This is a genomic window from Ruegeria sp. CDSC081 (genome assembly GCF_059610485.1).
This window is the reverse complement of the sequence record NZ_JBXWNS010000003.1, coordinates 189,897-210,769: the sequence shown is the minus strand read 5'-3', so window position 1 is coordinate 210,769 and position 20,873 is coordinate 189,897. Positions and strand designations below refer to the sequence as shown.

16 protein-coding genes and 5 pseudogenes are annotated in these 20,873 nt (G+C 52.9%); 9 read left to right on the top strand and 12 right to left on the bottom strand.

The features are described 5' to 3' along the window. Positions 1-20: 20 nt before the first annotated feature. Entirely contained in the window at positions 21-737 is a 717-nt protein-coding gene (locus AC2FH9_RS06625; protein ID WP_496749713.1) for a glycoside hydrolase family 25 protein, read from the top strand. Between the two features lie 129 nt (positions 738-866). Here AC2FH9_RS06625 and AC2FH9_RS06620 read toward each other — a convergent pair. The 6 genes and pseudogenes from AC2FH9_RS06620 to AC2FH9_RS06595 all read right to left on the bottom strand — a co-directional run bounded on the left by AC2FH9_RS06620 (position 867) and on the right by AC2FH9_RS06595 (position 7,628). Continuing rightward, positions 867-2,045, bottom strand: a pseudogene (locus AC2FH9_RS06620) (IS3 family transposase). A 53-nt stretch (positions 2,046-2,098) separates the two neighbouring features. Next, positions 2,099-2,722 carry a class I SAM-dependent methyltransferase gene (locus AC2FH9_RS06615; RefSeq protein WP_496749712.1) on the bottom strand — a complete coding sequence of 208 codons (624 nt, stop codon included), beginning with the start codon at positions 2,720-2,722 and terminating at the stop codon, positions 2,099-2,101. A 9-nt stretch (positions 2,723-2,731) separates the two neighbouring features. Beyond that, the gene (gene pssA, locus AC2FH9_RS06610) at positions 2,732-3,478 is read right to left on the bottom strand and encodes a CDP-diacylglycerol--serine O-phosphatidyltransferase (RefSeq protein ID WP_496691414.1); all 747 of its coding nucleotides are present in this window, start codon (positions 3,476-3,478) and stop codon (positions 2,732-2,734) included. 12 nt (positions 3,479-3,490) lie between these two features. Further along, positions 3,491-4,165 (bottom strand): phosphatidylserine decarboxylase, encoded by a 675-nt coding sequence (locus tag AC2FH9_RS06605; RefSeq protein WP_496749711.1) that lies wholly within the window; start codon positions 4,163-4,165, stop codon positions 3,491-3,493. Positions 4,166-4,514: 349 nt separating this feature from the next. Continuing rightward, positions 4,515-5,948, bottom strand: coding sequence for an NCS1 family nucleobase:cation symporter-1 (locus AC2FH9_RS06600; protein ID WP_496691416.1), 1,434 nt, complete (start codon positions 5,946-5,948; stop codon positions 4,515-4,517). 222 nt (positions 5,949-6,170) lie between these two features. Then, positions 6,171-7,628: an NCS1 family nucleobase:cation symporter-1 gene (locus tag AC2FH9_RS06595; protein WP_496749710.1), complete on the bottom strand. Its 1,458-nt coding sequence runs from the start codon at positions 7,626-7,628 to the stop codon at positions 6,171-6,173. Positions 7,629-7,737: 109 nt separating this feature from the next. Between AC2FH9_RS06595 and AC2FH9_RS06590 the strand changes: the two genes are divergently transcribed. Further along, entirely contained in the window at positions 7,738-8,304 is a 567-nt protein-coding gene (locus tag AC2FH9_RS06590) for a recombinase family protein (protein ID WP_496691418.1), read from the top strand. Positions 8,305-8,350: 46 nt separating this feature from the next. On the opposite strand, the gene AC2FH9_RS06585 is transcribed toward AC2FH9_RS06590, so the two are convergent. Together AC2FH9_RS06585 and AC2FH9_RS06580 are read right to left on the bottom strand one after the other, a co-directional pair. Then, positions 8,351-9,304, bottom strand: a complete 954-nt coding sequence (locus AC2FH9_RS06585; RefSeq protein ID WP_496871123.1) for an autoinducer binding domain-containing protein — start codon at positions 9,302-9,304, stop codon at positions 8,351-8,353. A gap of 454 nt (positions 9,305-9,758) precedes the next feature. Then, positions 9,759-10,225 (bottom strand): annotated as a pseudogene (locus tag AC2FH9_RS06580) (IS6 family transposase); the annotation flags it as partial. 178 nt (positions 10,226-10,403) lie between these two features. On the opposite strand from AC2FH9_RS06580, the gene budA reads away from it, so the two are divergent. Both budA and AC2FH9_RS06570 read left to right on the top strand, forming a co-directional pair. Next, complete coding sequence (budA, locus tag AC2FH9_RS06575; RefSeq protein WP_496871122.1) at positions 10,404-11,198, top strand: acetolactate decarboxylase; 795 nt, start codon at positions 10,404-10,406, stop codon at positions 11,196-11,198. A 123-nt stretch (positions 11,199-11,321) separates the two neighbouring features. After that, positions 11,322-12,974 carry an NAD-dependent malic enzyme gene (locus tag AC2FH9_RS06570; RefSeq protein ID WP_496871121.1) on the top strand — a complete coding sequence of 551 codons (1,653 nt, stop codon included), beginning with the start codon at positions 11,322-11,324 and terminating at the stop codon, positions 12,972-12,974. 97 nt (positions 12,975-13,071) lie between these two features. On the opposite strand, the gene AC2FH9_RS06565 is transcribed toward AC2FH9_RS06570, so the two are convergent. Then, positions 13,072-14,259: a YbfB/YjiJ family MFS transporter gene (locus tag AC2FH9_RS06565; protein WP_496871120.1), complete on the bottom strand. Its 1,188-nt coding sequence runs from the start codon at positions 14,257-14,259 to the stop codon at positions 13,072-13,074. A gap of 181 nt (positions 14,260-14,440) precedes the next feature. Between AC2FH9_RS06565 and AC2FH9_RS06560 the strand changes: the two are divergent. Beyond that, a pseudogene (locus AC2FH9_RS06560) lies at positions 14,441-14,647 on the top strand (isochorismatase family protein); the annotation flags it as partial. 208 nt (positions 14,648-14,855) lie between these two features. Here AC2FH9_RS06560 and AC2FH9_RS06555 read toward each other — a convergent pair. Next, positions 14,856-15,368: a class I SAM-dependent methyltransferase gene (locus AC2FH9_RS06555; protein ID WP_496749705.1), complete on the bottom strand. Its 513-nt coding sequence runs from the start codon at positions 15,366-15,368 to the stop codon at positions 14,856-14,858. 270 nt (positions 15,369-15,638) lie between these two features. Between AC2FH9_RS06555 and AC2FH9_RS06550 the strand changes: the two are divergent. Next, positions 15,639-15,746, top strand: a pseudogene (locus AC2FH9_RS06550) (IS6 family transposase); the annotation flags it as partial. A 323-nt stretch (positions 15,747-16,069) separates the two neighbouring features. On the opposite strand, the gene AC2FH9_RS06545 reads toward AC2FH9_RS06550, so the two are convergent. Next, on the bottom strand, positions 16,070-16,639 hold the full coding sequence (locus AC2FH9_RS06545) for a hypothetical protein (RefSeq protein ID WP_496749704.1): 570 nt from the start codon (positions 16,637-16,639) through the stop codon (positions 16,070-16,072). Positions 16,640-16,759: 120 nt separating this feature from the next. On the opposite strand from AC2FH9_RS06545, the pseudogene AC2FH9_RS06540 reads away from it, so the two are divergent. The 3 genes and pseudogenes from AC2FH9_RS06540 to AC2FH9_RS06530 form a co-directional block, all read left to right on the top strand. Then, a pseudogene (locus AC2FH9_RS06540) lies at positions 16,760-17,175 on the top strand (Tn3 family transposase); the annotation flags it as partial. A 171-nt stretch (positions 17,176-17,346) separates the two neighbouring features. After that, a complete protein-coding gene (locus tag AC2FH9_RS06535) occupies positions 17,347-17,745 on the top strand; it encodes a hypothetical protein (RefSeq protein WP_496749703.1) in 399 nt (132 codons plus the stop codon). Positions 17,746-18,214: 469 nt separating this feature from the next. Next, positions 18,215-19,225 (top strand): autotransporter outer membrane beta-barrel domain-containing protein, encoded by a 1,011-nt coding sequence (locus AC2FH9_RS06530; RefSeq protein ID WP_496749701.1) that lies wholly within the window; start codon positions 18,215-18,217, stop codon positions 19,223-19,225. Between the two features lie 425 nt (positions 19,226-19,650). Here AC2FH9_RS06530 and AC2FH9_RS06525 read toward each other — a convergent pair whose 3' ends face one another. After that, the gene (locus AC2FH9_RS06525; protein ID WP_496871119.1) at positions 19,651-20,685 is read right to left on the bottom strand and encodes an AraC family transcriptional regulator ligand-binding domain-containing protein; all 1,035 of its coding nucleotides are present in this window, start codon (positions 20,683-20,685) and stop codon (positions 19,651-19,653) included. Positions 20,686-20,873: the final 188 nt, after the last annotated feature.

Sequence of the window (20,873 nt, the reverse complement as noted above, 5' to 3'; positions counted from 1 at the left end):
AGATAGAAAAGGCCGATCTGATGGCATGTAGGCTGGGCAGAATTGTAAGGTCGTTTCGCAAACCATCGGGTCAGATTCCCAAAGCGGCGCCAGATAAGGCGCAGGCAAAAGGGATAGATGTCAGTGATCATCAGCGGGATATCAACTGGCCGCAAGTCGCAGCCTCGGGTGTTTCTTTTGCGCTGATAAAGGCGACCGAAAGCGTCAGCATCAAGGATGCGTATTTTCAGCCAAATGTACTGGGCGCGAATGAGGTGGGTATCCTGTGCGGCGCCTACCACCTGCTTCACATCAGCCACCCGGCCAAGCCACAGGTCACGAATTTTGTCGATGCAGTGCAGGCTGTTCTTTCGAAAGGCCCGGTTGGAAAATCCGGCCTTCTGCACCTGCCATTTACACTCGATCTTGAAGGCGTCCCGACGGCACAGGGGGCGGCCTATCGAAGCCTCGCGCTGGAATGGCTTACCAGCGTTCAGAGGGCTTTCGGAACGGTTCCGATGGTATATGCCAATCTGAACACCTGGGAGACCGAGCTGACATCGGGTTTCGGGAACTACCCGGTCTGGCTGGCAGAATACGCAGCCAGACCCGCACCGAATGCTCCGCAATGGGAGTTTTGGCAGCACTCTACGAACGAGCGAGTGTCCGGTATTGCCCCAGAGGTTGATTTGGACGTGTATTGCGGATCGGTTCAGCAACTGAAGGCGCAGTACGGGGTGCAAAGTCGAAACTTATAATTGTCACAGTTCGATTCACCAAAATGATCAGTTGCTAACTTGGGCAAACCCAAAAAACGGTAGTGCAACTCCGCAAAGAATTTGAGTGATCCCGTTGAGCAGCCTCATCTGACTGGTTCAATTTGATTGTTAGTGCATCATTGGCCTGTGATCCATTGAGATGATGGTTTCGGGAGCTGACGGGCGGTAGCCCAGTGCACTGTGGGGACGTTTTGTGTTGTAGTGTTTCCTCCATTGTTCGATCAGGATTTGAGCTTCGCGCAAGCTGTAGAAGATCTCACCGTTGAGCAGCTCGTCCCTGACCCGGCCGTTGAAGCTTTCACAATATCCGTTCTCCCACGGGCTGCCAGGTTCGATGTAAGCCGTCTTGGCGCCAACGGCGGCGATCCAGTCTCGGACCGCCTGGGCGACAAATTCCGGCCCATTGTCAGAACGTATGAACTGGGCGCGCCGCGAAGTATGAACAGGTCTGTCAGAACGTCGATTACATCGGTCGAGTTCAGTTTCCGCTCGACCCTGATTGCCAAGCATTCCCGGCTGTACTCATCAAGGATGTTCAGCGTCCTGAAGGCTTTGCCGTCGTCGGTTCGACAATGAACGAAGTCATACGACCAAACATGGTTGCGATACTCTGGCCGTAGCCGAACGCATGAGCCGTCATTTAGCCAGAGCCGTCCTTTCTTCGGTTGCTTTATTGGCACTTTCAGCCCCTCTCGTCGCCAAAGCCGTTCAATTCGCCCATCGCTGACAGACCATCCAGCCCCTCTCAGCAGCGCTGCGATCCTGCGATAACCATATCGGCCGTACTGTCGGGTCAACTCGATCATGTCGGCCACCAGTCGGCCTTCGTCTGCGCGACCTTGTGGGGCGCGCCGTTGCGTGGACCGGTGTTGCCCCAGAACGCGACAGGCGCGTCTCTCGGAAACGTTCAGCTGGTTGCGTACATGATTAATACAAGCACGACGGCGAGCGGGGCTCAGTAGGGCTTCGCGTTCAGGGCTGCAAACCATCCACGGGATGGTTTGCTAACCGCCCTTCATCCTTTGTGGCTTCCGTCAAGATCAGTTTGTCCAGCGTCAGATCAGAAACCGCACGTCGCAATCGTTCGTTCTCTTTCTGAAGCCGTTTCAGTTCCTTCAATTGATCAACACCCATTCCACCGTACTTCTTCCGCCAGCGGTAATAGGTTTGTTCAACAACGCCGATCCGCCTGATCGCATCAAGACGGGACATGCCTTGACCCATCAGAACTTCAACTTGCCGTAACTTCGAGACAATCTCTTCCGGCTTCGGTCTCTTGTTTGCCATTCTAGGTCCTCCGTTTCCTGTTTGCAGCCGTACCCAGTTCTTTTGCCGAACAGTTACGTGACAACTGATTTTTTCAGTACCAAAAATGTCATCATCCCCAGAGGTGGAAGGGTTCTTTGCTCCTCTACGGCAAGCGCATCCTCCTGCAGCACTGTTTCAATATCGAAATCAGAATGCCAGCCAATCGTATTTGCGACCGGAGCAATCGCGCGTTCCAAGGATGCGAGCAACCCCCGCTTTCGTTGGAAATGGTTGGTAATCACTACTTTTCCACCCGGTTTACAGACCCGCGCTATTTCCGCCATTACCCTTTCCGGTTCCGGTACGACGGATAGCACGTGCATTGCCGCAACCGTATCGAAATAGTTGTCGGGAAAATCAAGCGTGCGGGCATCCATTTGCCTCAGCTCGACAAGATGGTCCAGCGATAGATCTTTTGCTTTGTCGCGCGCTTTTTGCAGCATGTCCTCACTGAAATCGATTCCGGTCACTTGCGTTTCGGGCCCGTAATGTTCCAGCGAAAGTCCGGTGCCGACGCCAACCTCCAGAACTTTGCCTGGACGTCTATTGATAAAATCAACCGCCTGCTGCCGTCCGACATTGGTAACTGCCCCAAACGTCTTGTCGTAGATGGGGGCCCAGCGAGCATAGGAAGTTTGAACGGCTTTGATGTCCATATCGAGTCCTTAACGGTTAGAAGGTATTCCCCTGTCGAGCCACGCCCAGGCGACCGTGCCCACATATCCGAAACAAAGCACAATCAACGTAGCCCAGGCGAAAGTCAGCAATGCGGCCCCCGCAACAGCGACACCGATGAGAAAAAACTTTGCGTTCTCGCGCGAGATTCGCGTCGTCTTGAATGACCAGGTCGGTATTTGGCTGATAAGCAGAAGACCTATGATCACCATATAAAGGCAAATCAATATACTGGGCAGCAAAGGGGCATCGGCGAAGGCGAAGGACAGATACATTGGCAACATGACAAGCAGCGCCCCTGCAGGGGCGGGGACTCCCTCGAAATAGGCCCCATCTTGATCGCAGGTTTCGGATTTGCCGCCCACATTGAACCGGGCAAGTCGCATGACGCAGCACACCGCAAAAAACAGAACCGCAATCCAAGCCGCACTGCGTATATCCTGCAAGGCCCAGAAATAAAGAACGAGCGGTGGGGCGACCCCGAAGTTCAAGAAATCTGCAAGTGAGTCCAGTTCGGCCCCCAGTTTGCTGTCACTGCTGAGAAGGCGCGCAATACGGCCATCCAGCCCATCCAGCACACAGGCGGCAATTATCAACTGGACAGCGAGCACATAATTGCCCTGAACGCCAAATCTGATTGCTGACAGGCCCGCGCATATGGCCGTTATGGTCAATGCATTCGGCAACAAATGGATCAGCGCAAACTCGGTCTCTTCCTGTTTGGGTGGTTTTTCCACTGATCCAGTTACCTACTTTTCTTCAGGCGTGGGCAAACTGGCAAGGACGGTTTCGCCCGCAATCATCGTTTGCCCTACACGCACTTGTAGGACCATGCCATCAGGAAGATAAACATCCAGCCGCGACCCGAAGCGGATCAATCCAAATCGTTCTCCAGTTTGCATAGCTGCGCCTGGCTTCACGAAGCAGACGATCCGTCTGGCCACCAGGCCGGCAATCTGGACAACAGCCAGATTCTGACCGTTTTTCATACGAATGCGCAGGCTGTTGCGCTCATTATCAGCACTGGCCTTGTCCAGGGATGCGTTGAAAAACTTGCCGGGGCGATATGCAACAGCGGTAATCTCACCTTCAATTGGCGTGCGGTTCACATGACAGTTGAAGACACTCATGAACACACTGACACGGGTGAGAGGCGTGTCAGGCATCCCAAGCTCGTTCGGCGGCACCGCCGCTTCGATCAGCGAAACTACCCCGTCCGCTGGGCTGACGATCAACCCTTCTCCTTTGGGTGGCACGCGTTCCGGGTCGCGAAAGAAATAGTAGCACCAGATCGTGAGGCCGACACCAATCCAGCCCAGAATGTTAGACAGGATAAACAGACCGAAAGTAATGGCGGCAAAGATCGCGACAAACCGAATACCTTCCGGGTGCATCGGTTTGATGAACGTATCGCGCATGCGCATTGCAATCTTTCCCCTAGGTCAACTGATTGAACTTCATAAGTGGATTGGTAGGGAAGGCAAGTGGGACTATTGCTGTGGGCAGCGATTGATGGCGGGGTGTTACAATTTGATGGGTTCTGCTGACAGCTTTTTTTTGATGCCCAGGTATCGGGGGTTGGACTAGGCGTCAGATTTTCGTTGTGGCATTCCGCACCGTTATAGATCCCTGATCCATGCAAAAAGGTCCAAATGCGCCATGCTGCGATCTCTTTAGCGCTCCATTGCAAGCAGCTTTTGGTCAGAGCCACTGTCAACAACCTCAATACCTGATGGCAGGCGGCGCGCCGCCCGCCATCTATCTTCTGAAAGATTAAGTGTTCTTCTTGGCCATAGCGTTATAGATAACACCGCCAAGTATCGCACCGATGATCCAGGCATATCCTGACAGAATTCCCAGTGCTGGCACCCAAACAGTAGCGACCGAGAATACTGAAGCAAAACCAAAGGCAATTAGTGCCGAGTCATTCCAACCGTTACCATAATGGTAGGCACCGCCTTCCATGTTGTAGAGGTCGTCCACATTCAGCTCTTCCTTCCGAATTTTGTAGTAATCTACGATCATGATCCCAAAGATCGGAGCCAGAGTCGCACCCAGCGTGTTCACGAACCCGGCAATGCCGATATTCGAGATAATGGCCGTCCAAAGACCGCCAATTACCAAGGCAAAGACTGAAGTGGCCAGACCAGCCTGACGGAAGCTGATCTTACCAGGGGCCAGGTTGGCTATGCCATTCACCGCCGGAATGAAATTCGCGACCAGATTGATGCCAACGGTCGCAGCGAAGAAGGTAATCGCTGCGATGATGGCCAGCAGAACGCTGTCGGTCTTCTCGACGATTTCGGTTGGGTTGATGATTTCTTCACCAAAGACCACGGCGGCACCACCGGTCGTCAAAAGCGCTAATGCCGAAAAAAGGATCATGTTCAGCGGCAAACCGGCAAGGTTACCCGCCTTCATGGATGCCTTGTCGCGGGAATAGCGCGAAAAGTCCGAGAAGTTGATCATCACGGCTGAGAAATAGGCAACCATGGTTCCGAATATGGCGATGAAGCCTTTAACCTCAGATCCAAAGGTGCCTTCTGGGTTGGCGAAGATGGTCGCGGTTGCGCTCAGAAGCTGCCCGTCCGCGCGCTGCCATAGCACGATGACCAAGCCTATCATCACCGCATAGACGAATGGTCCGGCAAAGTTCAGAAATGTCTCGACCCAACCCATGCCGCGCCAGAAAATGACGATGTGGAACACCCAAACGAGGAGAAAGGCAAGCCAGTCGATGCCCGTCAACCCTAACATCTCTGCACCACCGCTGATGCCTGTTATCGAACGGATCAACAATGAAAGGGCGGTCGAAGCGAAATAGACCTGAACGCCATACCAGAAGACAGCGACTGTGGCCCGCAATACTGCCGGTAGCTTGGATCCGGTTGTGCCCATACTGGCGCGCGCCAGAACCGGATAGGGGATACCGTATTTTTCTCCGGGCGCGCCGGATAGGTTCACCATCCACATAACGAACAGCCCCGCGAAGATGAGTGCCAGGAAAGCTGTCCAACCCCCAACGCCGTAGGATATAAAGAGTGACGCAACTAGCGAATAGCCAAACAGTGATTGAACATCGTTGGCCCAGATGTTGAATATCGCAAACGCGCCCCAGGTTTTTTCATTGGGCGTGACCGGATTTAGCGTGTCACCTTCCGGATCTGTAGTACTTGCATTTTTTGCAGTTGTTTCTGCGGTTACCATAATGGTCCTCCCATTTTGCTTTCGGGGGGAAAGCCCCCAAGATTTGCGGCAATAGCCGCCCATCGATTCAGGGTTTGTGGCCTGAACCGTTTCCGTCGCATGGTTGCGACGTTCGTTCCCGTGTCGGCTTGTTGTCTGAGACAAATCAATCCAGTCCGATTGCATGTATCTGCAATCGGTTGCTTTGCCCGTAGGCATCAAACTGGTGGATGTCTCAGCCTATCAGCGCTTTGCAATTGCCCAGTAGAAAACACCTCCAAATCCTGCGCCAATCACCCATGCAAAGCCTGACAGCGTATTCAGCATGGGAACCCAGACTGTGAGTACCGAAAATGTAGCCGGAAGGATGAACGACACGATCGCGGCCATATTCCATCCGTTACTGTAGAAATAGGGGCCGTCGCGGGCCGCCGAAAAAAGCTGATCAACGTCCAGCTCACCGGATTTCACCAGATAAAAATCTGCGATGATGATCCCATAAACAGGTGCCAGAATGGCGCCTAATGTGTTCACAAACCCCAAGATACCGATCTGGCTGATCGTCGATACCCAAAGCCCGCCAATCACCAGCGCGTAGGCCGAGGTAATTATCCCGGCAACGCGGAAATTGATCCGACTGGGCATAAGGTTCGCCAAATCGTATGCGGGTGGTATGAAGTTGGCGACGAGGTTGATGCCGACCGTGGCGGCCAGAAATGTCGCCGCCGCCAGGAGTGTTAGTGGCAAGGAATCGACCCTTGCAATTATAGCGGTCGGGTTGGTTAACGCCTCGCCCCAGATTGCGACAGTACCTGCCGTTACAATCAAAGCAATCAGGGAAAAGAAGGCGATATTGATCGGTAGACCGATCAGGTTACCCTTTCGCATTTCATCTTCTGACCGTACGAACCTGGAAAAATCGCCGAAATTGATCACCACGGCCGAAAAATAGGCGGTCATTGTGCCCACGACTGCAGCGAATGCGCCAAGTGAGTTGCCCTTGTAGTCGCCGGTTCCGCGGAAAATAGTGCCGACCTCCAGCCAGAGATCGTTGCCGACTTCGACCCAGATCATGATCGCCAGCGCCACCATCACCGCATACACAAATGGGCCAGCGAAATTGAGAAAACCGACAATCGGATCAATACCGTTCCAGAAAAGTGCAATCTGAAAGGCCCAGACTGCCAGAAAGGCACCCCACTCGATGACGCTGAGGCCCAGAAAGATTGCAGGGCCATTTTCCCCGATCAGTGCGACCATGGCCAAGGCAAGTGCAGTCGATGCAAAATATGTTTGCACACCGTACCAGAAGATAGCCACGACGGCCCGGATGAGGGCAGGGAAATTCGCCCCGCGAACGCCCATGCTGGCTCGTGCCATTACAGCAAATGGTATTCCATATTTGACACTGGGTTTGCCGATCAAGTTGACGAGCCCCATGACAATGAATCCCGCCAACACGATACCCGCAAACACCGCCCAGCCATTCAGCCCGTAAGTCAAGAACAGCGACGCCGCCAATGTGTACCCAAACAGCGATTGAACATCGTTGGCCCAGACATTGAAGAGCTCAAACCAACCCCAATCGCGCTTTTCGACAGGAACGGGGGCCAGGTCCTCGTTGTAGAGGCTGGAATCCTTTGTAGCTTCTGTAAGAGAATGCTGCATTTCGTCCCGGTCATTCGCTGCGGCGATTGTCATTGCACAGATTCAGCGCTATTGTCGTGCAGAACTGCGTGCAATTAAACGGTCATAAATGCGTGCAAAAGTCAAGAACTACTGTGATCCAATCCTACGAGACTGATTTAAAATGGTAAAAATCGGATATGCGCGGGTATCATCGAAATGGTACCGAAGTGAGGTTCAACTCAGCGAGCTCAAGCGTCAAGGATGCGACCGCATATGGAGCGATACCGCGCAGGACGGGACCAACCGAGGCGAAACGCTGGAGGAATTTCTGGCGGATGTTTCGGCTGGTGACGTAATCGTCGTGTCTCGTCTGTCTGCGATTGCTGACTCGATCGCAGAGCTATTCAATCTGTTAGAACGGCTTCACGAAAAAGGAGCGGCATTTCGGTCAATGTCTGAACCCTGGATCAATACCGCAGACGGGCGCGCGAGTATGGTCTTGGAAGTACTAGGCGGAGTCATCGACTATGAGCTTGGGCTGGCTGACTTGGAAAGCCGTGCAGTGGAAGATCGGCCCAAATCCTTCGGCCTGAGTAAAGGACGACCGCAAAAACTGAGCGCAACGGAACGCGAAGAGGCGATTTCCCTGCTATCGATGGGCAAGACTGCGGCAGAGATCGGTCGTATGCTGGGTGTGAGCAGATCCACAATCTCTCGGCTCAAGACTGCGCAAGCCGAACCCGGGTAAGAGAAATTATGTGTAATTTGCGCCTCTGCGCTTTTTCAATACGAATTCAAAGATACCTGACCCACAATCTTTGATCACGGTTACACCCAAGTTCTTCGACCATTTTTTTTAAACTCAAGTTGAACTCTCTGGCGAGGTCTGTGATTTGGGCGGACCGAAAACTATCAGTGTTTCGAGCGAGTCCGCCGTCGTCAAAGGCGATCAACTCATGGGACCTGCCGGCCCAACGGACAATCCCACCGCACAGCCGCTGACGTTCTGGTTTGACTATTTCTGCCACGGGGTCGGCAAAGAAATCGCTCCATTTGAGGATACCGGTACTGACAGCTCGGGCAACCGCCTGTTCGATCGTCCGACTCTTGAGCTTGGTAGTGATGGAGGCAGTCAGAACATCGATCGTTCTCGAAGCGTGCCGCGTTTTCCTGGCAATGACAGTCAGTTTCAAACCCGACGCGAACATCTTCAACACATCCAGTTCATCCGCAGACAGGGAATCCGATGGAAAGTTGAATACGGTTTCTATGACATCGAGGGCAAGCAGATGCAGGACCTGCGCTTCCTGGCGTAGGGCAGGGAGCTTTTTCGCGATCAAGGCGCTCCACTCAGGACGAGCCATATTGGACGTGACGGTAAACACGCCGCGCTCGCCAAAAGGGTTGATCACCGGAATGGAAAGACCGTTTTGTCCCACTCCAAACCTTCTGGCCGCTTGAAAAAGCGCTGCATAGTCGGCTTGGTCGTCGAACACTGCCCAGTCGATTGGTGCGATCATTTGGGCGCCGAAACGAATGAGGGGATCGGCCAGAACGAGATTGTTGTCGACGTAATACTTGACCCATTCCTCTGGAAATGTAGTGCAGCCATGAACGACATTATGATGCTTGTCGATGTGGGCGTAGGAGGCGTTTTCAAATCCAAACTTTTGGCAAATTTCCTGAATAAGAGCTTCCCCAGATTGCCAGAGATCCAGTTCAGAATTGCCAATATCTGCAATTTTCATAGATCGTCTTTCTGTCCTACGTTGCCGTCGGGGCGGAGTAGCAACCTAAAACTGAACTAACTATTCGGGAATTCCCGTAGCCAACCGCACATTTGAATACGGGTCTGTTATGGGGACGGTAATAGAGCGGAAACCCGCTGATGAGACACATGAAATTGACTAGCTGGCAGCGCAAAACTCGTCACGGCAATAACCGTTTTTGTGGTCTTGCGCGGTTCAGTTTCCGTAGGTCGTGGGCATCTTGAGCGTGTGATCTTAGCCTATCCGGCGTCATGTATTTCATCTTGTCAGCACGCGGCCAGGAACGAAATTCAGCCTTCATTTCGTCGACATCTGCAGCAGGGCAGGGGAGCGCAAAAAGCGCCGCCAGGGCTATGTGTCAGATAGCGATAAAGCCGTGAGCGATCACCGCGCAGCAAAAAGGTTCCTGAGACGGAACGCAGATGGTGAGATCATGTCGATGGTGATCCGCGTGCGGCGCAAGATCGTAGATTGGCTTGAAATAGCTTCGCAACTTATCCGTGATCACGACACGGGGTTTGCCGAACTGCGAGATCAATCGCTCTAATAACGCCTGGCCGCCTTGGTGTTTCGCTGTGGTTGGACAAGAATATCAAGGGTATTCCCATTCGCATCCACTGCCCGCCAGAGTCGGCATTTCCAACCGGTGATCGGTAAACAACTTAGTGCAAATGCCATTTGTCGGTCGCCTTTGGCCGGTCCCGCTTGATGCAGTCGGCGAAATGACGGCCAAAGCGGTTAACCCATTGCCGGGCTGACGATTACACTGCGCTCAGCAAGCAAATACTCGACAGTGGCCGTGCTGTGGGCGAAACGGTGATAAGCCCATACAGCTTAGGCGATGATCTCGCGGGGAAAGTGAAAGCCCTTCCGGCGCGGCATTGTCCGTGGCGTTCTCATGATGATCGGTTATCCCGGCGCAATCCCACGATCATCTTTGCAATGCCCTATGAAGCTGTAAATTATCAAATAATCTCTTGTGTTGCCCGATCTCGAGAGGCACGCGATACTGGAAAGCAAGACAGTTTCGAATGGTCGAAAATGTATAGACGCCAGGCAGATAGATTGGTGAAACAGCATGCGACAAGATAAAGAGCTTACTTTTGCAACGGCCCTGGCTAGTCATTCCAGAGAACGGGGTTTCCAATCGGAAAAACATGCACATGAGTATTATCAGGCTTCGTTGCTGAGCGCAGTTATGCAGGGCGTTTACGACGGGACCGTTTTCATCGAACAGCTGCTGGAACATGGAAACTTCGGCCTGGGTACGTTCAATGCGCTCGACGGAGAAATGATTGTGTTGGATGGCGTTGCCTATCGCCTCGACGGGAATGGCAATGCTTCGGTCGCAAGCGACAGGGCTCTGACACCTTATGCTGCCGTCATCAATTTCGAACCAGCGGTTTATCGATCTTTGGACAGAGAAACACAAAAGGATGCTCTTGAGGCCCAGCTTGATGCATTGGCGGAGGCAAGAAATCTGTTCTATGCCGTTCGATTTACCGGCGACATTAAACACATAAAGTACAGAAACGTCCTACGGCAGGAGAAACCATACAAACCTCTGCTGGAGGTTGTAAAAACGCAGGCTGAGTTTGAGCTGAACAACGTCGAGGGGACAATTCTGGGGTTTCGATGCCCGGATTATGCCGTCGGGATTGGCGTCCCGGGCTACCACCTACACTTTATTTCCAGCGATCTGAGCAAAGGAGGACACGTCCTGGATTACACTCTGACCAACGGTCGAATAGAAATTGATCATACGTCTTCTCTGCATCTTGAACTTCCAGAAACCAGATCATTTTCAGACGCCAATCTGTCTGCAGGCGCTTCGGCAGACAACATCCTAAGTGCAGAGAGTAACAATACTTAAGTACTTCTATGCAAGATGGTTAAATGCAACCGTGCTCTAAGTTCGTTGCAATTGCCGTTTTATAATGCTGACTTTACTGGACGTCGCGTGCAAACAGTGCGTGCCGATCCGAAAGGGTAACCTATGGTCGATTCCGGTCCTGTAAATTTACAGTATTTGACAAACCCACTCTTGAACAAAGGTACTGCCTTTTCTCTACACGAACGAGAAAAGCTCGGATTGCTAGGCCTTCTTCCGCCACACATCGAAACGCTCGAAACCCAGGTAGATCGTGCCTATGCCGCCTTTGAGCGCGAAGAGACACCGCTGGACAAACATGTCTATCTGCGTGGCCTGCAGGATGACAACGAGGTTCTGTTCTACGCTCTGTTGGCGCGGCATCTGACCGAGATGATGCCGATAATTTACACACCCGTTGTGGGTGACGCCTGCAAGCAGTTCAGTGAGATCTATGATCACCCACGCGGATTTATCATTTCGTACCCAGAGCGTGACCGGATCGATGACATACTTGAGAACGCCATCCTGCCCTCTGTCGAAGCCATTGTCGTTACCGACGGAGAGCGGATTTTGGGTTTGGGTGATCAAGGCGCGGGCGGTATGGGAATTCCGATCGGAAAGCTCTCGCTTTATACCGCTGCAGGCGGGATTAGCCCGTCTGTAACGCTCCCGGTGGTATTGGACGTCGGCACCAACAATCAGGAACGGCTGGAAGATCCCCTTTATATCGGCTGGCGTCATGAGCGCATGACTGGGGATGACTATTTCGAGTTCGTCGATCTTTTTGTGCAGGCGGTAATGCGCAAGTGGCCGGATGTGTTGCTGCAATTCGAGGATTTTGCACAGCAACATGCGGCACCCCTGCTTGCGCGGTATCGCGATCAGCTCTGTACATTCAATGATGATATCCAGGGCACGGCTGCGGTAACGGCGGGCACTTTGCTGGCTGCCTCAGATGTCACCGGCATTCCACTAAGGGACGCTACCATCGCGTTCCTCGGCGCCGGGTCAGCGGGAGTGGGTATCGCAGAACAATTAGTTCAACTCATGATCCGGCAAGGACTATCCGAAACCGAGGCGCGTGAGCGCGTCTACATGGTGGATAGGAATGGCCTGTTAACCGATGCGATGACAGATCTTCTGCCGTTCCAGAAGCAGGTTGTCCAACCCTTCAACAAAGTGAGGAGCTGGTCCAATGGTGAAATTTCCCTGTTGGATGTGATTAAACAGGCTAGACCCAACATATTGGTTGGTGTCAGCGGTCAGGCAGGCTTGTTCTCTGAAGAAATCATTCGTGCAATGGCGGCACAGACTGATCATCCTGTCGTGTTGCCGCTTTCGAACCCGACATCGCGAATTGAGGCCGCGCCCGCAGATATTATCGACTGGTCAGGTGGCCTTGCAATAGTCGCCACCGGAAGCCCGTTTGATCCCGTTGTCTACAACGGCAAGATGCACCATGTCGCGCAATGCAATAATTCCTACATTTTCCCGGGTATGGGCTTGGGTGTGCTGGCGGCAGGAGCGCGCCGAGTCACTGATGGAATGTTCATGGCCGCCGCCGAGGCGCTCGCCACGTTGTCACCTGCGAAGACTGATCGCACAGCCAGCTTGCTACCCAATGTAGAAGATATTCGCCAGGTCAGCAAAGCTATTGCATTTGCCGTTGGTCAACAGGCGCAATTGGACGGGGTTGCGCCTAAATCCTCAGAAAATGATCTGAAAGCGGCGATAGAGGCGAAGTTCTGGATCCCGCAATATGAGGCAAGTGCCTGAAGCAGACCCGCGCTGGAGTAACCAGAGCGCTATTCTTCGCGCAGTCAGAACCCACCTAGCCTGTTGTAGTGAATGAGCGCAGTTCGGAACAGGACGGTTACGCCACCGCACGCCCGAGTGGTTTTTGCATCGCAGCACAAAGGGCACCCACCAGCAGGACAGCAGAGGCCACCACAAGGCTATCTCCAATTTCTCCGGTTATGTCTCCGATGACGCCGGCTCCGATCGGTCCGAGTGTTTGTGAGATAGCGAAAACAACTGTAAAAAAGCTTACGGTTGCACCCCAATCCTGCTGATCCAGATTCTGGCGGACAAAGCTGGTGACAGCAGTGGGCGGCATAAAGACCGACAGCCCAAACACGAGCGCCGACATGATCAATCCATATCCGTTTGGAACAAGGATCGGCAGGGCTGAACCACAAGCGACGCCAGCTAAGATCAACGCCAATGGCGTCCCAGAAGCGAAGCGGGCTAATATCCCACGCCAAACAAATGGCGACGCCATAATGCTGAATCCAAGGATCATCCACGTTGCCGTGGTCAACAGGACACTGGAATGCTGCTCCTTCATCCAGACAGCGATAAAAGTTACGTAGACTATGTAACCCAACCCAAACAGCGCGTATCCGCCGAGTTCGCCTAACATCCTGCGCACCGGAGGAATGGAAGGAAGCGCTGCGTCGTGCTCGGCTTTGTTCAGCTTTGTGGACGCCCAAACGGAAAATGGACAAATGATCAGAGCTGCAATCCCAACTCCGATCCACGCCCAGTCCCAGTATTGCGGCCCGAAAACGTCCAGCATAGTCGGAAGGGTTGCGCCACATAAGGCGATACCAAACCCACCGCCGCCGCCAAAGTACAAGGCGATAGCCAGTGCATTCCTTCGGGCGCAGTTCTGGAACAGCGATGCCGCCAGAACGCCGCCTGATACAAAGGAAAGAGCGCCGAACAACCCGACCAATGTACGACAAGCGGTTTGAAATACGAGGTCCTCATTTAACCCGGTCATTAACAGACACAGTGCGGTCGCCACAGTGCCGCCAGCAAACAACCGTGACGGCGAAATATAGCGGATCAGGAAAAGTGTTAGGATTGCACCCATTATGTAACCAATCGAATTGGCGGTGTTTAGCCAACCAGATTGAGTGAGGTTCCAGCCGAGGCTACTTTTCATTGATGGCAGAATTAGACCGTATGCAAAGCGGCCAAAGGCGTTGGATATGCTGACGCCAAGCGCAAGGCCCAGCAATATGAGCCAAGGGTTAGTAGTTTTTGCCGAAGTCATGAATATTCTTCCAGGTTGAACAACACCGTGCCCCATTGTGAGTGGCTGTGCAATCTCAACAGATCCTAGTCAGCCCCGTGCGGCTTAACCTGAGAAACAGCAGATTGAATATTCTCAACAAGCTGCCGCGCTGCTTTCGTCTACGCTATGTGAGTTCAACTGAGCAACGACCTGCCAGTTTGGATGGCCGGGTGTTGAGCTTGCTTCAGAGGTCGCTCGACTGCGAGACGACATTCTGCTTCGTCGCAATCGTCTGTCGGCTTTTCAGTCGACACCTCCGAGTTACCTGACTCCTGGTGAAACGCTGTACGTTTGTGGCATTTCGACGAGCATATGTGTGTCGTCGATGGCCATTGCGGGCGAATATATCGACAATATCTTACAATAGCACACCGCCATGACCGGGAACCGCTCGAGAAACGCAAACCTTGCGAATGCTGCGATCGGTCGTCAACGACCGCTTTGGGGAAGCTGCACTGCGGCGCTAACCAAGCTCACGAACGCCAGGTATGTGCCCGTCCGGGAATTCTGTTTGAGGTGGGGCGGGGGATAATGCTGCACCGGCTGTGACGGCCGCTCTGAGCCCAATGTGCTCGTTAAGATCGGCGCATAAACAGATAACCGCGTTCTGCGAAATGTGCTTTCCAATCCAATTCATGGCCCAATGCGGTGGCTTTAAAGTCTGCGATATTGGGCGACTCATCCGCGATTAGAAGCCATCCGTCATCGGTTACATGGTTCATCAACGAATTCAGAACCGTGCCCCGAGATGGGCGATCTAACATGTGCAGTGTTCGGTCGATCAGCACTATGTCAAATAGACCCTCTGGGTTGTAGGTAGTGATGTCGGCCACAACACCTTCAACTTTTAAATTTTCTTTTGTCGCTGCAGCTCTTAGATCGCGAATGCCATTGGGGGATATGTCCACTCCCACAACGCGATGCCCCAAATTCGCAATGAAAATAGCGTCACGGCCTTGTCCGCACCCCACGTCCAGGACACGAACGTTATGTTGGTCAAGTTGGTCGAAAAATTTGACAAAAACCGAAGTTGGTTGCCCCAGTGCATTTCGTGTCTCGCCGTACAGTTTGTCGTAATTGTAAGCCATGGAATCAGCGTTAGTAGATATCCACGTGATTAGCTAAGTGAAATATTTCGTGAGCGGCAGGAATGTCCGGCAGATTTCCTGTTCGGATTGCACGTGATTTCGCGTCTGCGGCGAATGGCAGGAATGCGGGCTGCTACCGCAGCATCTCGATTGGGTGCTGGATGTCGGCTCTGGGCCGTTCGTATCGATAACGATAATGGGAGCCATTATCGTTACTGGTTTGCACTCGCAAACTTATCATTCACCTGCACGCAGTGCTGTATTAAGTGGTCGGCTACGGCAACTTTTGCAGGTATCGAGGTGGCGCACATGATCCGCAAGGACCAATTCACGCCCGGACTCTGTCCATTCAAACAATTCGCAGAGCTGACCGTCTAGCTCCTATCTGATCGTTAAGACAGCTCGTCGGGCTCAAATCTTTGTAACAAAACCGGCAATGTCCAGGTCGGTGAGTGACTTCGGGCTGCAATCTGTTTTTGTAGCAAATCCCGAGCTTGCCGTCTCGTGACTGGGCTCTAGGTTTCAGCCAACATATCGGATTCCACCCAGAACACCCCAGCATGATCTTCCCGACGCAGTAGCCCCTGAACCGTCTCTTGTGAGCCGGCGCAGGGGTTTTGGGTCATGGTCGGTCCATACCGTGGTGATCTTCCCACTATACCGGGTGGCCTTTCAGTATTGCAGCGCAGCAGTTACCGGAACTACATCGCAGCCGGACCTAATTCTCCCGCATTCCAGAATTGGTAGCATTCAGCTGGGCCAAGATTGCCACGTGGGCAAGCGATATCATAAATAATTTCCGCAAAACCCTCGATGATAACCCCAAACCCTGCCGCGACAATGATCACGGAACCAATGAGGTATCGACCATCTTCTTCAACTTGACCAAGCATTTGGTTTTCTTGATTTGGCCCCCAATTCAGGTGAATACCGTCTTCGATCGCGTATCCACCAGTATCAGTTCCGATCACATCAACATCGGACAAATCCCAGCTCCAATTCGGGTCTATTGCGGGATATTGCAGAGTGGCGGACAGGTTGTTTTGACCCAGATGACGCTCTGAAGGCAAATCGAAGCTAAAGCCGGACGAATTGGTGGTTTGGTAGGTATTGGCCATCCCATCAGTGTGGTTGACTGTTTGCGAAACTGATGAGTGAACTTTGTGCGCAAACCCGCGTTGGCCATGGTCACGCAACGGACCAGCTGTGGACGTTCCGGCACTCAGGACAATGGCGAATGCGGTGACGGATGTAATCAGTGTCTTTTTCATTTCTTGGTCCCTCTAGGTTGAGCGTGTCTGATACGCTGTAGGTGGAACCAATTTGGAAATTTGAGGTTCGGATTTATTGCGCTGACAGGTCAAGGTTTTGAGAAAAGGCTTCAAGTTGACGCCTATCCCCGCCAGCATGAACTAGCCTCCGCCTTGCGTAAAATTTGCAGGATGGAGCGGACACTGTTTGTCATCGACTGGATGCTCGATGCCGACATGCAGCGCCGTGCACAGATTGGGCTGAACAAGGGCGAGGCGCATCACGCCCCGAAGACCGCCTTGAGAATTGGTCGACAGGGTGAAATCCGCGACCGTACTGCCAAGGACCAGCGCTATCGGATGGCAGGCCTTAACCTCCTGGCCGCTATCATCATCTACTGGAACACCAAGCATCTGAGAGGGGCGATCATCGCACGATAGCGCGCCGGTCTGGCCTGTCCCGATGACCTTCTCGCGTATATCTCACCGCTTGGATGGGCTCCATCCTCCTCACCCGCGTATACAAGTGGAAGAATCCGAGCAGTCACCGCTTGTGATACAATCCTGCCCCTTACCGGATTCCCCTCCAAACACGCTGCGAACAGGCGCTAGCTTGATGACTTTTCTCAAAACCTTGACCTGTCAGCGCAATAAATCTGAACCGCAGTTTGCCAGATTGAGTGCACACACAGCGATTCAGATACGCTCAGCTGAAAAGGAACCAAACGATGAAAAAAGTACTGATTGCCTCCGCCACAGTGTTCGCGATTGTTGCAAGCGCCGGAATGTCCATGGCTGGTCCGGTGCGTGATCAAGCCCAGCGTGGGTTTGGGAAGAATGTCCACGTTTCGGCCTCACAAGCAATTGGTCACGCCAGTGAAAAAGCCAAGGCCTACCAGACCCCTTATTTGACCGGCGCGGGCACCCATTCGACGTCAAAATACGATCTGGGCCAAAAGAACCAGTCCTCGACACAGCAGACTGGCGCATATGGCGCGAGCGGGGGCTCGCAAGCCCCCAATGTGGTCGTGATCCCGATTCAGGAAAACGGTAGCTACACACTGATTATTGGCAAATCGTCGGGCTCCGATCTGACCCCATACCCGCGCCTTAGCTACTACTGGTAAACCTGTGTCCATCATGGAAGGTCTTGTCAGAGAAAACGTGACCTGCCTCCATCAACCGCCGGGCCCCGGATACGAACTCCGGGGCCTGGCTGCTCTGACCTCATGACGGCAATGGGTCAGCGGGTTTTTCTCAGGCAAGCCTGCGCTGACATCAACCATCGCCTGAGCCAGATGGTTGGTAGGTACGGATGTTTCATAGCCGTTATGACGATAGACCCACCGAGGCCTGCTTTTGGGGGTTGCGAGCCGACCATGAGCATTGCCATCACGCGCATTCGGAGGGTGGTTTTCGCGACGCCAATGTTTGCCTGACAGAGGCTGCCCCGCTGCAATAAATGCTGCGGACCGGGGGAACTTGATGCTTTTTCTCAAAACCTTGACGTGTCAGCGCAATCAACCTGAGGCGCAGATTGCCAATTTGATTGGACACACAGCGTGCCAAACACGCTTAGCTGAAAGGCGCGAAAAGATGAAAAAGGCAATGATTACATCCGCAACAGTATTCGTGCTTGTCGTAAGTGCCGGAATGTCAATGGCCGGTCCTTCGCGTGGCAACCTAAGCGGGTTTAAACAGGGTGTTCGCTCATCAGTTTCGCAAGCACACAACCGCACTGAGACGCAAGGCAACGGTTCCAAAGCCTTCACCGTCAGCCAGGTGCTGACTGAGTTGACCACAACCGCCGGACCATTGTTCTGGTTTGAGTCCCAAAGTGAACGCGACAGCTATGATGTCGGTGAAGGCGAGTTGACGACAAACAATGGCACTCTGCGATATGGCGCGAATTTGCCTTTGGGTGAGATCGCGGGCGGACAGCTGTTTGGCGGGCTGGAATTTGGCATCGGCAGCCTGTCATCGAACGTCGGCACCAGCCTGGCCAGTGCCAATATCTCGACCGAAGCCTATGATGCAACCCTGAGCGCGCTTTGGGTTGCGGACAGTCTGTTTTATGTCGACGGGCAGCTTCGTTATGGGTATTTCGACAGCCAGATACGTGCGAATGGCAGGGGCGCAGTGGATGCCGATGGCAGTGGGTATGAGGTATCTGTTGAAGTTGGCAAGCCCTTCACGCTGCTGAACGAATGGACGCTCACCCCGCAAGTGCAGATCATGTACAGCGATATCGAGATGAACGATGTCCCAGATGGCGTCGGGGGTGGTCGGATCGGATCCCTGGTGGATGGTGACACATTGACGGCTCGGGTCGGACTGCGTGCTGAGCGTGCCATTGCAAACAATTCGATGCTGTATGGTCAAATCGACGTCTATCATACGTTCGACAACGCAACCTCGATGGTGTTTGGGCAAGGTGCAGTGTTCACCGAGCGCGGTCAGGACACAGCGGCCCTGACCTTTGGCGGCAATGTCTCCCTGTCAGATCGCTCTTGGTTCTATGGTGAAATCACTACTGAAACTGGATTGGGAAGCAGCTCGGACGACTACGCCTTCAGCTGGAACATCGGCGTAGAGGTGCAGTTTTGAAGCGTAACGGGGTTCAGACGTCAGCTTGATGTTTTTTCTCAAAGCCTTGATGTGTCATCGCAATAAATCTGACCGACAGATCGCCAAATTGAATGCACACACAGCGTTTCAAACACGCTCAACCGAAAGGAACCAAGAAATGAAAAAGGCACTGATTTCTTCCGTCACCGCGTTCGCCATTGTTCTGAGTGCTGGAATGTCCATGGCGCACCCGTTGGATGGCTACGACCACCAAACTTCCAAAGCGGCTGGCCCTGGCTTCCATTTGAACTCAGAACTATCGAGTTCCGACCCTTGTGATTCATGTACAGATGCATGGGGATAAACTTTAACAGCGGATGCTTTGGACTGCGTTTGAGACGATGAGCATCCGCTTTCTTGCCCCAGCCTGCAATGTTAACCGATTTGCACATCCTGAGGTCGACCTAAGCGGTTCGAGCACTGCCCGGAGATTGGCCCGTCCAAGTCTTGTAGGCATTGCTAAACGCCGCTTGATCAGAATAACCAAGCGCAAAAGCAATCTCAGACAGATTTAGCTTGGGGTCATCAAGATACTGCTCTGCCAGCCTTGCACGGATGTCCTTTAGCAGTTGTTTGTAAGTTGTGCCTTCCTTGGCAAGTTTGCGCCCAAGTGTGCTGATGCTCATCCCCAGTGTCTTCGCGATATCATCTTGTGTTGGAGCGCAAAAAGACAGTCGCGACGTTATCTCGCTCTGCACCAAAGAACTTGTTTCACCTATTACTGGCGGTAAATCGTTCATCAACGTTTGCACATGTTTTTCAAGGTGCAGAAGCAATGCGGGGTCCGTATCCTTGATCGGGATATCCATCACTGCTTTATCGAACAAGATGCCGGGAACTCTTTGTTTCTGCTTGATATTGACTGACAATGCACTGGAGATTTGGGTCCGCTTTTCTTCGGTCAATTCATGCGGAAAGCGTAGTTCAAGGACTGGCAAGGGCGTCTCAGCCGCAATTTGAAGGCTGGTCAAAAAAGCAGACATTCGAAACTCATTGTGAGCTCCATCAGAGCGCATCAGTTCGGCGATGGAATCTATCTCCAGAAACATGCCACGTTCATCTTCATAGAAGGACAGTTTGGCAAAGCCCCGAGCCAAGCGAGCATAGTTCACTGCCTTCTCGATTGCCTCGCCAACGGTCGGAGAGTTCAAAACGACATAGCTGAGGAGTGTAGTCTTTCTGGGGTTGAAGGTTTTTCCCGCAGTGATCGCAAACAGGGGGTCTCGGGTCTCTTGCACTGCAAGCTCCAAGAGGCGGAGCTCATTGCGAACATCAATAAAATCCGGCGGGGTTTCGTGGAGATCAACGGGTAAGTTGGTCGATCTCAGAAGCGCAACAATATCTGAACCACGGTTTTCCAGAAGCCTGGCTATGTGATGCACACCAAAACCTGGAACATTCCAAGATTGGCCGTCAGAACTCACCTTGTCCTCTTTCATGCTCATATGCCGCCCGAGTCTGAAGTACCCTGCAAATCAGGGCGTTTTGTGGTTTAGGTAACAATAAGCAGGGTCCAAAAGCCATGCCAAGAAATCGTTTGATTGTCGGCGGCAATGTAGTGGGTTTTGAGCCTGAAGCGAACGGCAGAAATGCCGGCTGCGACCGCAGTATCGTTATCGTATACTGT

What these genes read in the sequence shown, in the direction of transcription:
- AC2FH9_RS06625 (WP_496749713.1), top strand. Translation starts at nt 21, where the DNA reads ATGGCATGTAGGCTGGGCAGAATTGTAAGGTCGTTTCGCAAACCATCG.
- AC2FH9_RS06615 (WP_496749712.1), bottom strand. Translation starts at nt 2,722, where the DNA reads ATGGACATCAAAGCCGTTCAAACTTCCTATGCTCGCTGGGCCCCCATC.
- AC2FH9_RS06605 (WP_496749711.1), bottom strand. Translation starts at nt 4,165, where the DNA reads ATGCGCATGCGCGATACGTTCATCAAACCGATGCACCCGGAAGGTATT.
- AC2FH9_RS06600 (WP_496691416.1), bottom strand. Translation starts at nt 5,948, where the DNA reads ATGGTAACCGCAGAAACAACTGCAAAAAATGCAAGTACTACAGATCCG.
- AC2FH9_RS06595 (WP_496749710.1), bottom strand. Translation starts at nt 7,628, where the DNA reads ATGACAATCGCCGCAGCGAATGACCGGGACGAAATGCAGCATTCTCTT.
- AC2FH9_RS06590 (WP_496691418.1), top strand. Translation starts at nt 7,738, where the DNA reads ATGGTAAAAATCGGATATGCGCGGGTATCATCGAAATGGTACCGAAGT.
- AC2FH9_RS06585 (WP_496871123.1), bottom strand. Translation starts at nt 9,304, where the DNA reads ATGAAAATTGCAGATATTGGCAATTCTGAACTGGATCTCTGGCAATCT.
- budA (WP_496871122.1), top strand. Translation starts at nt 10,404, where the DNA reads ATGCGACAAGATAAAGAGCTTACTTTTGCAACGGCCCTGGCTAGTCAT.
- AC2FH9_RS06570 (WP_496871121.1), top strand. Translation starts at nt 11,322, where the DNA reads ATGGTCGATTCCGGTCCTGTAAATTTACAGTATTTGACAAACCCACTC.
- AC2FH9_RS06565 (WP_496871120.1), bottom strand. Translation starts at nt 14,259, where the DNA reads ATGACTTCGGCAAAAACTACTAACCCTTGGCTCATATTGCTGGGCCTT.
- AC2FH9_RS06555 (WP_496749705.1), bottom strand. Translation starts at nt 15,368, where the DNA reads ATGGCTTACAATTACGACAAACTGTACGGCGAGACACGAAATGCACTG.
- AC2FH9_RS06545 (WP_496749704.1), bottom strand. Translation starts at nt 16,639, where the DNA reads ATGAAAAAGACACTGATTACATCCGTCACCGCATTCGCCATTGTCCTG.
- AC2FH9_RS06535 (WP_496749703.1), top strand. Translation starts at nt 17,347, where the DNA reads ATGAAAAAAGTACTGATTGCCTCCGCCACAGTGTTCGCGATTGTTGCA.
- AC2FH9_RS06530 (WP_496749701.1), top strand. Translation starts at nt 18,215, where the DNA reads ATGAAAAAGGCAATGATTACATCCGCAACAGTATTCGTGCTTGTCGTA.
- AC2FH9_RS06525 (WP_496871119.1), bottom strand. Translation starts at nt 20,685, where the DNA reads ATGAAAGAGGACAAGGTGAGTTCTGACGGCCAATCTTGGAATGTTCCA.